We start from the raw sequence: 10,617 nt of genomic DNA, 5'->3' as shown, positions 1-10,617 counted from the left end.
AACCGGGTCTCGATACGGCCCTGGCGGGCCTACTCGACCAGCAGGGGAGGAGCGGGGGAGGAGCGGGCAGCTGTCGCGTTGGCGCGGGCGACCGAGGCCGACCCCCGGCTAGGGCGTGTGCGGGGCCGGGGTGTCCTCGAGGGCGCGCCAGTCGCGGGCGATCATGGCGTACAGGCCGGCGTCGCTCCACTCACCCTTGTCATAGAACGACTCGCGCAGCGTGCCCTCGTGGGCCAGGCCGAGCTTGGCGCAGACCCGGGCGGATGCCTCGTTGCGCGGGTCCAGGTGGGCGACGAGCCGGTGCGCGCCGATGCCGTCGAAGGCGAGTCGCTGCATGGCCGCCGCAGCCTCGGTCGCGTAGCCGCGGCCGTGGAAGTCGGGGTGGAACACCCAGCCGATCTCGAGTTCGGCCGTCTCGACGCTGCTGAGGCGCAGCATGACGTCGCCGATCACCCGGCCGGCGTTGTTGCCGGCATCCGGGCTCGGGGCCAGCACGCAGGCCAGGAAGATCGCGCTGCCATCGGCATCGAGGGTGTGCAGCGCCGCGCGGCGAGTGGTGTGCGCGGCGGCCGCCTCGAAGTCGCGCTTGGGCCACGGGATGTAGCGGAGCACCTCGTCGATGCGCTGGTACTGCCAGACGTCGTCGATGTCGCTCTCGGCGAGGGGGCGAAGGATCAGCCGCTCGGTCTGGATCGGGGCGAGGGCGAGCGGGGCGCTGTCGAAGGGGAATCCGGCGAAGTAGCCGGGCGGCGGCGTCACCGGCTCGTCCATCGCTGCGCCGCTCATGCCGTGGCCGCTCCGCGGCCGGTGATCGGGCATCCGCCTGCCGCGGCGTCCGGGGCCTTGACCTGCAGGCCGAACACGGCCTCCAGCCCGTCGAGCCAGGCCTGTTGCTCGCCGGCGCGGGCCAGCTCGCGGGAGCGCGTCATCGGCGTGTGCAGGAGCACGCCGGCGAGGTGGCGCAGCGACTGCTCGATGCGGCCGTCCGGGTCGCCCTTGACGCGGGCGCGCTCGATCTCGGCGTCGAGCAGCCCGAAGATGTGGCTGCGCAGCGCCACGACGGCGGGGGCGAGCGACTGCTCCTCGGTGGCGGCGCTGAAGGAGCGGGCGGCCTGGCCGACCATTGCGCGCGCCTCGTGGGTGGCGTTCAGCTCCTCCAGCGGGGCGTGGATGCGGATCGTCTCGAGGTCGAGCAGCTCAACGCCCTCGACCCCGGCGACGTCGGGGTCGATGTTGCGCGGCAGGCCGAGGTCGATCAGCAGCTGGCGGCCGGCGGCCTCCGCGCCGAGCACCTCGCGGCCCGCGCCGAGCAGCGCGGCGTCGATGACGTGGGTCTCGGCGGTGGTGCAGGTGACGACGACGTCGACGGATGCCGCCACGGCGGCGTAGTCGGCCGCCTGCACCGCGGCGATGTCGTGGTTGGCGGCGAAGCGGGCGGCCCGGCCGGAGGGGGAGTAGACGCGGATGTCCTCGGCGCCGCGGTCGCGGAGCGCGGCGAGCGAGGCCCCGGCGTAGCGCCCGGTGCCCACGAGCAGCACGCTGGTCGCCGACCAGTCGCTGATCCGGCTCTCGGCGAGCTCGAGGGAGAGCCGCACCAGCGAGCGGCCGGCCGAGCCAATGCCGGTGCGGTTCTTGACGCCGCGCGAGGTCTGCGAGGCGCGCTGGAACAGCCGCTCGAGCTCGGGGCTCGTCGTGCCGACCGAGCGGGCCTGCTCCAGCGAGCGGCGCACCTGCCCGGCGATCTCGCCCTCGCCGACCACGACGGACTCCAGGCCGGAGGAGACGGCGAAGAGGTGCTCGGCGACGCCGTTGCCGTGCACGAGGTCGAGGCTCTCGCGCAGCGTCTGGGCGTCGACGCCCGTGCTCGCGCTGACGGCCTCGATCGCGGCGAACACCGTCGGCAGCGGCGAGACGCCGAACGGGGCGTTGAGGTCGAGGTAGGTCTCGAAACGGTTGCAGGTGGCGACGACGACGGCGCCGGCCAGGGCGGGGCCGCCGCTCAGGGCGCGGTGTTCCTGCACGATGCGCTCGCCCATGGAGGCAGAGTCGACGGAGAGCTGTTCGAGGAGGTCAAAGTGTGAGTTCTTGTGACTCGCAGAGAGGCAGATGAGCACCTGAGAATTCTACAGCTTGATGTATGCCGATGCGTTCCCATACGCTCACCGGGCAGACGCGGAGCCGCGTGGGGGAGAATGGGCCCGTGAACCACGACGCACGCCAGACCCTGCCGCCCCAGCACCCGCTCGCCTCCGGCCTCACCGGCCAGTCGCGCCTCGTCCGCGCCTACCGCGGGGACCGCCCCGAGGTGACGCCGGTGTGGTTCATGCGCCAGGCCGGGCGCTCGCTGCCCGAATACCGCGAGCTGCGCGTCGGCACGAAGATGCTCGACGCCTGCCTCGACCCGGCGCTCGCCAGCGAGATCACCCTGCAGCCCGTGCGCCGGCACGGCGTCGACGCCGGCATCTTCTTCAGCGACATCGTCGTGCCCCTCAAGTTGGTCGGCGTCGAGGTCGAGATCGTGGCCGGCCGCGGCCCGGTCATGGGCAAGGCTGTGCGCACCGCCGCCGACGTCGCCGAGCTCACCGCGCTCGACCCGGCCGTCCTGGACACCGCGCTCGCACCCATCTCGGACGCCGTCGCCCGCACAGTCGCGGCGCTCGCCGAGATCGCGCCGCGCCACCGGGTGGCCGGCGAGCCGGCATCCGTCACCCCGCTGATCGGATTCGCCGGGGCGCCGTTCACCCTCGCCGCCTACCTCGTCGAGGGCGGACCCTCCAAGGACCACCTGGCCGCCCGGGCGCTCATGCACTCCGAGCCGGAGGCGTGGGCCGCGCTGATGCGCTGGACCGCCGAGGTCACCGGCCGTTTCCTCCGCGCCCAGATCCTGGCCGGCGCCAGCGCCGCCCAGCTCTTCGACTCCTGGGCCGGCGCGCTCTCGCTCGAGGACTACGCGGAGTACGTCGCCCCCGCCTCGGCGCACGCGCTGAGCTTCGTGCGCGACCTCGGCTACTGGGAGAAGACGACGGATGCCGCGGCCGACCCGCAGACGGTGTGGCGCAGCGTGCCGATCGTGCACTTCGGCGTCGGCACGAGCGAGCTGCTGGCGGCCATGCACGGGGTCGGGGCCGACGTCGTGGGCGTGGACTACCGGCTCGCGCTGGACGAGGGCATCCGCCGCCTCGGCGGCACGGTGCCCGTGCAGGGCAACGTCGACCCTGCGCTGCTCGGCGCCCCCTGGTCGGTGCTGCAGGCCCACGTGCTCGACGTGCTCCGCCGCGGCGACGCCGCGCCCTCGCACGTGCTCAACCTCGGCCACGGCGTGCCGCCCGACACCGACCCCGACGTGCTCAGCCGCATCGTCGAACTGGTGCACGGCCGATGAGCGTCCAGGGCAACAGCGCCGACGGCCGCCACGACGTCGTCGTGATCGGCGCGGGCGTCGCCGGCCTCGTCGCCGCCCGCGCCTGCGCGCGGCTCGGCCTCTCGGTGCTCGTCCTCGAGGCCTCGGATGCCGCGGGCGGCTGCGTCGGCCGCACCGAGATCGCCGGCCTCAGCCTCGACACCGGGGCGGAGGGATTCGCCACCCGCAACGACGCCGTGGCGACGCTGCTCGGCGAGCTCGGCCTGGGCGGCGACATCGTCGATCCCAACCCGGCCGGAGCGTGGCTCCGCCTGCCCGCGCTGCACGGCCACGGGGCGCTCACCGTGCCGATGCCCAAGCTCTCCCTCCTCGGCATCCCCGGCTCCCCGCTGGCCAGCGACGTCGTCGCCGCGATCGGCTGGAAGGCCGCCATCCGCGCCTACCTGGACCGGCTCCGCCCGGTGCTCACGATCGGCACAGAGAAGAACCTCGGCGAGCTGGTGGAGAAGCGCATGGGCAGCGCGGTGCTCGACCGCCTCGTCGCCCCGATCTCCGGCGGCGTGTACTCCGCCGACCCGCGCATGCTCGAGGTCGACGCCGTCGCGCCCGGCCTGAACGCCGCGTTCACCCGGGCCGGGTCCCTCTCCGGGGCTGTGAGCCTGCTGAAGACGGAGGCGAAGCCGGGCGCCGGGGTGCGCGGCATCCGGGGCGGGATGCACCGCCTCGTCGACGCCCTGCTGGCCGAACTGGCCCACTACGGCGCCGAGGTGCGCCTCGGCACCCGGGCCGTCGGTCTGCGTGAGGAGCCCAACGGCTCCTGGTTGGTCAGCACCGAATCAGCCGGCGCCGAATCGGCCGGCACCGAGGGAGCCGCCGAGACCGCAGTGCTGCAGATCGCGGCCCGCGCCGTGGTCGTGGCCACGCCGTCCACCGCGGCGCTCGGCCTGCTCGCCGACGCCCGCCCCGACTGGGACGAGGCCGACGGCGACTGGGCCGCCGGATCCTCGGTCGAGATCGTCACCCTCGTGCTCGACGCGCCGGCCCTGGACAGCGCACCGCGCGGCACCGGGGTGCTCGTCGGCGCGGGAACCCCGGGCACGACGGCGAAGGCGCTCACCCACTCCACCGCGAAGTGGGCCTGGCTCGCCGAGGCCGCCGGCCCCGGGCGCCACGTCGTGCGGCTCTCCTACGGCCGCATCGGCGAGGCCAACCCGAGCGCCGCGCTCGGCGACGACGAGCTCACCGTGCTCGCGCTGCGCGATGCGAGCGCCATCCTCGGCGTTCAGCTGGACGCCGCGCAGCTCGTGGGCTCCGCGCGCACGCCGTGGCGCGACGCGCTCTCGCACGCCGCACTCGGGCAGAAGGACAGGGTGGCGGCGCTGCGCGCCCGCCTCGAGGAGGAGCCGACGCTCGCCGTCACCGGATCCTGGCTCGGCGGCACCGGCCTCGCCTCGGTGATTCCGGATGCCACGGAGGCCGCCGGCGGCATCCGCCGCCACTTCGTGCACCTCTAGCCGGGGCCCGGCGCCTGCGGCCCGCGGCGACGACGACGCATAACAAAAATGGAATATTAAGACAACCCCTCTTCCGCGAACCCGAAACGGGGCTACTCTAAACAGAGCCTTCCCTGCGGTAGAACGTCACAACGCAGCGGATCGACAACACAGATCGGGGTCTCATGAAGGGCAAGCTTCTCTTCGTTACCGGAGCGGCAGTCGGCTACGTGCTCGGCACGCGCGCCGGGCGCAAGCGCTACGAGCAGATCAAGGAGGCGGCTTCGGGGATCTGGAACACGCCGACGGTCCAGCAGAGCGTCGACCAAGCCAAGGGCTTCGCGCTCGCACGCGTCAGCATCGTCTCGGATGCCGTCTTCGACGGAGCCAAGAAGCTCGTCAACGCCGCCGCCAAGCAGGGCGCCTCCACGCCGCAGCAGCAGACCCCGACTCGCACGGCCCCGGCCGGCACGAGCGCGGCGAGCCCCACTCCGGCGACCACGAAGCCGGCGGCCACGAAGCCGTCGGCCACGAAGTCGGCGAGCACGGAGCCGAGCACGCCCAACAGCAACGACTGATCTCGCCAGATCGCTAGAAAGGTGGGTGCGACATGTCAGAACACGACACGAATCCCCTGAACGCAGCGCGCCGCCGTTCGCTCTTCGCCCTGGTCGGCGATCTTCCCCGGCTCATCGTCGACCTCCTGCGCGCAGAACTCCAGCAGTTCAAGGCCGAGCTCAGCGAGAAGGGCCAGCGGATCGGCCTGGGGGTCGGGCTCATCATCGTTGCGGCGGTCTTCGCCTTCTTCGGCCTGGCCGTGCTCGTGGCGGTTGCCGTGCTCGCGCTCGCACTCGTGCTGCCCGCCTGGCTGGCCGCGCTGATCGTGGCCGCCCTGCTGTTCGTGCTGGCGGTGCTGCTGATCCTGATCGGCCGGGGCCGCATCCAGGCCGGCCTGGCAAAGAGCGAGCTCGACGTTGACCTGCGCCGCGACCTCGACGCTTTCAAGGGAGAGGGTTCCTATGACCGACGCGCCTGACACTGCCAAGTACGCCGCGGCAGCCGCCAAGAATGCCGAGGCCGCCAGGGACGCCGCAGCAGCCAAGCGCGCGGCCGTCGCCAAGAACGCGCCGCCAGCCGTGCCAGCGGAGAAGCCGGCCCCGGCGCCCAAGCGGAGCCGAGCCGAGCTGCAGCAGGACACGCTGCGTGCCCGCGCCGATCTAGCCGCAACGCTGGACGCCATCGAGGACAAGCTCAACGTTCCCAAGCAGATCGGGCTCGCCGCTGAGCGCGGCACTGAGCGCGTGCGCAGACTCGCGGCGGAGAACCCCATCGCCCTCGGCGCGATCGCCCTCGGCGTCGCCGCGGTCGTCGGGCTCGGCGTCTGGGGCATCGTCCGCGCCGTCAGGCGCTGAGCGCGCGGGGCGCCGCCGATTCGGCCGTGCGCCCCACCCGCTTTTGCCCGCGAGGGCAAAGCGGAGGAGACTAGGGGCATGACTGACCCGACAGCTCGCGCGGCGGCATCCGATCCATCCGCGGACGAGGCGGCGCCACAGGGCTTCACCTTGTTCGCCGTCCTTCGCCGCGACCCGGCCAATCCGGACGACTTCGACGGTCACGACGTGCCGCACTTCGTGAACGAGCTCGACGACATCATCGCGCTCGTCGAGGAGCAGGGCGTGACCCTGCGCGGCATCTACGACGTGTCCGGCTTCCGCGCCGACGCCGACGTGATGCTCTGGATCCACGGCCCCGACGCCGAGGGCCTGCAGTGGGCGCTGCGCGAGCTGCGCCGCTCCCGCATGCTCAAGAGCCTGCTGCCCACCTGGAACGCCATGGGTGTGCACCGTGACGCAGAGTTCAACAAGAACCACGTTCCCGGCTTCCTGCGCGGCATCGAGCCCAAGGGTTGGATGACGGTCTACCCGTTCGTGCGCAGCTACGAGTGGTACCTGCTGCCGGAGGAGGAGCGCTCCGCCATGCTCGCCGACCACGGCCGCAAGGGCGCCGCGTTCCGCGGGGCCATCGCCAACACGGTCGCCTCGTTCGCGCTCGGCGACTACGAATGGCTGCTGCCGATCGAGAGCGACGAGCTGACCGAGCTCGTCGACCTGATGCGCGAGCTGCGCGCGACCGACGCCCGCATGCACGTACGCGAGGAGGTCCCGTTCTACACGGGCCGCCGAATTGAAACAGCTGAACTTGTGGAGGTGCTGCAGTAGTGGCCCAGTACGACGCGATCCTGCTCTCGAGCTTCGGAGGTCCGGAGGGCCAGGACGAGGTCATCCCGTTCCTGCGCAACGTCACCGCCGGCCGAGGCATCCCCGACGAGCGGTTGGAGGAAGTCGCAACGCACTACCGCCACTTCAACGGCGTGAGCCCCATCAACGCGCAGAACCGCGCGCTCAAGGCGGCGCTCGAGACCGAGCTGGCCGCGCGCGGCATCGACATGCCGGTGTACTGGGGCAACCGCAACACGGCGCCGTTCTTCGCCGACACCGTCCGCGAGGCGCACGCCGCCGGCGACCGTCGCCTGCTCGGCCTGGTGACCAGCGCGTACACCTCCTACTCGGGCGTCGAGCAGTACCGCGAGGACTTCGAACGGGCGCTGGAGACGACCGGCCTCGGCGACGAGGTCGCGATCGACCGCATCCGCGAGTTCTTCGACCACCCCGGATTCGTCACCCCGTTCGTTGAGGGCGTCGGCGCTGCCATGGAGCAGCTGAAGGCCGAGGGCATCCCCAGCGACGCGGTGCACGTCCTGTTCGCCACGCACTCCATCCCGAACACGGCTGCCGAGGCATCCGGCCCCGAATTCGGCCCGGGCGGCGCCTACGTGGCCCAGCACCTGGCCGTCGCGGCGCGCGTGCAGGAGCAGGCGGCACCGGGCGTGGCCTGGTCGCTGGTCTACCAGTCGCGCTCCGGCGACCCCCGCACGCCCTGGCTCGAGCCTGACATCAACGACGCCATCGACGAGCTCGCCGTCGCCGGCTCGGTCAAGGCCGTCGTGATCGTGCCGTTCGGCTTCGTCAGCGACCACATGGAGGTGCTCTGGGACCTCGACAACGAGGCCGTCGCCACCGCACAGGGTCATGGAATGGCCGCGGTGCGCGTGCCGACCCCCGGCGTGCACCCCGCCTTCGTCTCCGGGCTCATCGACCTCGTCGTCGAGCGACTGAACGACGTGCCGGATGCCGAGCGCCCGCACGAGACCACCCTCGGCCCGTGGCCGGACCACGCCAGGGTCGGCGCCTCAGAGGCGACCCTCGACAACCCCGGTGGTGTCGCATGAGCACGGTGATCCGCGTCGGCACCCGCGGCAGCGCACTGGCGATGGCGCAGACGAAGGCCATCGCCGCCCGCATCGGCAGTGCGGCGAAGGCCGAGATCGAGATCGTCTCGGTCACCACCCACGGCGACACCTCGCGGGAGTCGCTGGCCACGATCGGCGGCACCGGGGTCTTCGCCTCCGCGCTGCGCGAGTCGCTGCTGGCCGGCGAGTGCGACATCATCGTGCACTCGCTGAAGGACCTGCCGACGGCCGGCTACCCCGGGCTGCGCCTGGCCGCGACGCCCAAGCGCGCCGACGCCCGCGACACCCTCTGCTCCCGTGACGGGCACACCCTGGACACGCTGCCGGAGGGCGCCCGCATCGGCACCGGCTCGCCGCGCCGCATCGCGCAACTGCGCAAGCGCCGCCCCGACCTCGAGATCCTCGACATCCGCGGCAACATCGACTCCCGCCTGGCCCGCGTCAGCGACGAGCTCGACGCTGACGACCCGCAGCGCCTGGACGCGATCCTGCTCGCTGCCGCCGGGCTCGGCCGACTGGGCAAGCTCGACCACGTGAGCGAGTACCTGGACCTCTCCGGCTGGCCGACGGCGCCCGGGCAGGGCGCACTCGCGATCGAGGTGCGCGAAGACGGCGTCGGAGAGCCGCTGGACCGGGCCGTGCGCGCGGCGCTGGAAACCGTGAACCACGGCACGACGGCGGCGACGACGCTGGCGGAGCGCCTGGTGTTGGCCGGCCTCGAGGCCGGGTGCTCCGCGCCCGTCGCCGCGATGGCCGAGGTGGACAGCGAGCTGCTGTTCCTGACCGCGACGGTTTACAGCCTGGACGGCGAGCGGTCGCTGACCAGCTCCCACGCCGCCACCCCGGAGGGGCACGGGGCCGAGCACCTGGCCGACGCCGCCCGCGACGTGGCATCCCGTGTTGTCGAAGAACTTCTGGGCAATGGCGCCGCAGACCTTGCTGTGTTGAAGGGAAAGCCATGACCTCGATCCCCGCCGGCAAGGCAGAGAAGGCCGACAAACCCCTCGCCGGCTGGCGCGTGCTCGTTCCGCGGGGCGGCCCATGGGGAGACCGGGTTGCGGCAAACCTGCGCTCCCGCGGAGCGTCGCCCAAGGTGGCGCCGATGATCAACTTTGCTCCAACGGATGACGCCGCCGCACTGGAGGGCGCCCTCCAGCGCCTCGCCGCCGGCGAGTTCGACTGGCTCACCGTCACCAGCGCCACCACCGTCGACGTGCTGTTCTCGCACCAGGCGGTCGTGCCGCCGACGACGAAGGTCGCCGCCGTCGGCGAGACCACCGCGGCGGCGCTCATCGCCGCCGGCTACCAGGTCGCCCTCGTCCCCGCGGAGGACAACTCCGCCCGGGGCCTGCTCGAGGAGTGGACGGCGGCCACGGACGGCGCCATTCCGCTGCGCGTCCTCGCGCTGCGCTCCGCCATCGCGAAGCCGCTGCTCAGCGTCGGCCTGGCTCGCATCGGCCACCACGTCGAGGCCGTCGTCGCCTACCGCACCGTCGGAGTGCCCGTCGAGGAGTCCATCGTGGCCGAGGTGGCCGAGGGTCGCTTCCAGGCCGTCCTCGTGACCTCGGGGAGCGTCGCAGAGCAGGTGCAGAACCAGCTGGGGCCGATCCCGGAGAGCACGCTCGTCGTCTGCATCGGGCCGCAGACCGCCAAGGATGCCGGCGCGATCGGCCTGCGCGTCGACGCGGTCGCCGACGAGCGCACCGCGGAGTCGCTCATCGAGGTGCTGGTGCGGGCCGCCGAGGCCAAGCGCAGCGCCTGAGTGGCGCGCGGCGTCTGGCCGCTGCAGATCAGTCGGTCTGCGCTGAGGTCGGCTCGGCCGACCCTTCTTCGTCAATCGGCTCGGCTTCTTCTTCGAGCGCCGCCAGGCTGTTCAGGAAGCCGATGACGACCTCGCGCTCGGCCGGGGAGAGCGCCGCGGCGACGTCGAAGCGCCGCGCGTGCTTGCGCCCGATCGTGGCGCGTGCGTCTGCGTGGGTGGCCGGTGTCACGGCAATCACCACGGCACGTCGGTCGTCGGGGTGCGGCGTGCGGGTGATGTGTCCCGCCTTCTCGAGCCGGTCCAGCATCTTGGTGATGGATGCCGTCGAGATCTGGAGGTGACCGGCGAGCATTCCGGCCGTGACAAGCACGCCGGCATTCTTCGCGGCGATCACGAATCGCAGCGCTCGCATATCCGTCTCGTTCAGCCGCATGTAGCTGCGTGACTGCAGGCTGGTGCGATCCTCTGACTCCCGCCACGCCTTGATGGCGGTGAGCACGGCGACGACCTGGTCCAACTCCTCCGGGGGCAGTCCGGCATAGCGCACATAACTGCCCGTCGGGTCGACGATGCGCGGATCCAGCATGGAGGCAGCCGGATCCCAGCGCGTGGAATTCGCCTTGGACATGGCATCAGTGTACTTGCGCAGAGTGTGTCATGCTTAGCTAGTAGCTAACTTAGTTAGGTAATT

12 protein-coding genes are annotated in these 10,617 nt (G+C 72.1%); 9 read left to right on the top strand and 3 right to left on the bottom strand.

Features of this window, described 5'->3' with window-relative positions:
- Positions 1-108: 108 nt before the first annotated feature.
- Positions 109-786, bottom strand: coding sequence for a GNAT family N-acetyltransferase (locus BLT62_RS00930; RefSeq protein WP_172829595.1), 678 nt, complete (start codon positions 784-786; stop codon positions 109-111).
- Positions 783-2,114: a glutamyl-tRNA reductase gene (locus BLT62_RS00925; RefSeq protein ID WP_083362370.1), complete on the bottom strand. Its 1,332-nt coding sequence runs from the start codon at positions 2,112-2,114 to the stop codon at positions 783-785. The genes BLT62_RS00930 and BLT62_RS00925 overlap by 4 nt, the downstream gene beginning before the upstream one ends.
- Before the next feature lie 86 nt (positions 2,115-2,200).
- Between BLT62_RS00925 and hemE the strand changes: the two genes are divergently transcribed.
- The 9 genes from hemE (at position 2,201) to BLT62_RS00880 (ending at position 9,926) form a co-directional block, all read left to right on the top strand.
- Positions 2,201-3,382: a uroporphyrinogen decarboxylase gene (hemE, locus tag BLT62_RS00920; RefSeq protein ID WP_231919296.1), complete on the top strand. Its 1,182-nt coding sequence runs from the start codon at positions 2,201-2,203 to the stop codon at positions 3,380-3,382.
- A complete protein-coding gene (locus tag BLT62_RS00915) occupies positions 3,379-4,875 on the top strand; it encodes a protoporphyrinogen/coproporphyrinogen oxidase (RefSeq protein ID WP_083362368.1) in 1,497 nt (498 codons plus the stop codon). The genes hemE and BLT62_RS00915 overlap by 4 nt, the downstream gene beginning before the upstream one ends.
- Before the next feature lie 164 nt (positions 4,876-5,039).
- A complete protein-coding gene (locus tag BLT62_RS00910) occupies positions 5,040-5,432 on the top strand; it encodes a hypothetical protein (RefSeq protein WP_083362367.1) in 393 nt (130 codons plus the stop codon).
- Between the two features lie 32 nt (positions 5,433-5,464).
- Complete coding sequence (locus tag BLT62_RS00905) at positions 5,465-5,890, top strand: phage holin family protein (RefSeq protein ID WP_083362366.1); 426 nt, start codon at positions 5,465-5,467, stop codon at positions 5,888-5,890.
- Positions 5,874-6,266 (top strand): DUF3618 domain-containing protein, encoded by a 393-nt coding sequence (locus tag BLT62_RS00900; protein WP_083362365.1) that lies wholly within the window; start codon positions 5,874-5,876, stop codon positions 6,264-6,266. Before BLT62_RS00905 ends, BLT62_RS00900 begins: the two co-directional genes overlap by 17 nt.
- Positions 6,267-6,344: 78 nt before the next feature.
- A complete protein-coding gene (hemQ, locus tag BLT62_RS00895; RefSeq protein ID WP_083362364.1) occupies positions 6,345-7,073 on the top strand; it encodes a hydrogen peroxide-dependent heme synthase in 729 nt (242 codons plus the stop codon).
- A complete protein-coding gene (locus BLT62_RS00890) occupies positions 7,073-8,143 on the top strand; it encodes a ferrochelatase (protein WP_083362363.1) in 1,071 nt (356 codons plus the stop codon). Before hemQ ends, BLT62_RS00890 begins: the two co-directional genes overlap by 1 nt.
- Entirely contained in the window at positions 8,140-9,126 is a 987-nt protein-coding gene (gene hemC, locus BLT62_RS00885) for a hydroxymethylbilane synthase (RefSeq protein ID WP_083362362.1), read from the top strand. The genes BLT62_RS00890 and hemC overlap by 4 nt, the downstream gene beginning before the upstream one ends.
- The gene (locus BLT62_RS00880; protein WP_083362361.1) at positions 9,123-9,926 is read left to right on the top strand and encodes a uroporphyrinogen-III synthase; all 804 of its coding nucleotides are present in this window, start codon (positions 9,123-9,125) and stop codon (positions 9,924-9,926) included. Before hemC ends, BLT62_RS00880 begins: the two co-directional genes overlap by 4 nt.
- Before the next feature lie 28 nt (positions 9,927-9,954).
- On the opposite strand, the gene BLT62_RS00875 is transcribed toward BLT62_RS00880, so the two are convergent.
- Positions 9,955-10,554 carry a MarR family winged helix-turn-helix transcriptional regulator gene (locus tag BLT62_RS00875; RefSeq protein WP_231919295.1) on the bottom strand — a complete coding sequence of 200 codons (600 nt, stop codon included), beginning with the start codon at positions 10,552-10,554 and terminating at the stop codon, positions 9,955-9,957.
- Positions 10,555-10,617: the final 63 nt, after the last annotated feature.

Origin of the sequence: Microterricola viridarii, from assembly GCF_900104895.1 — a bacterium.
GTDB classification, from domain to species: domain Bacteria; phylum Actinomycetota; class Actinomycetes; order Actinomycetales; family Microbacteriaceae; genus Microterricola; species Microterricola viridarii.
Note: the sequence above shows the minus strand (reverse complement) of the source record. Positions and strands in the feature narration are given on the sequence as shown.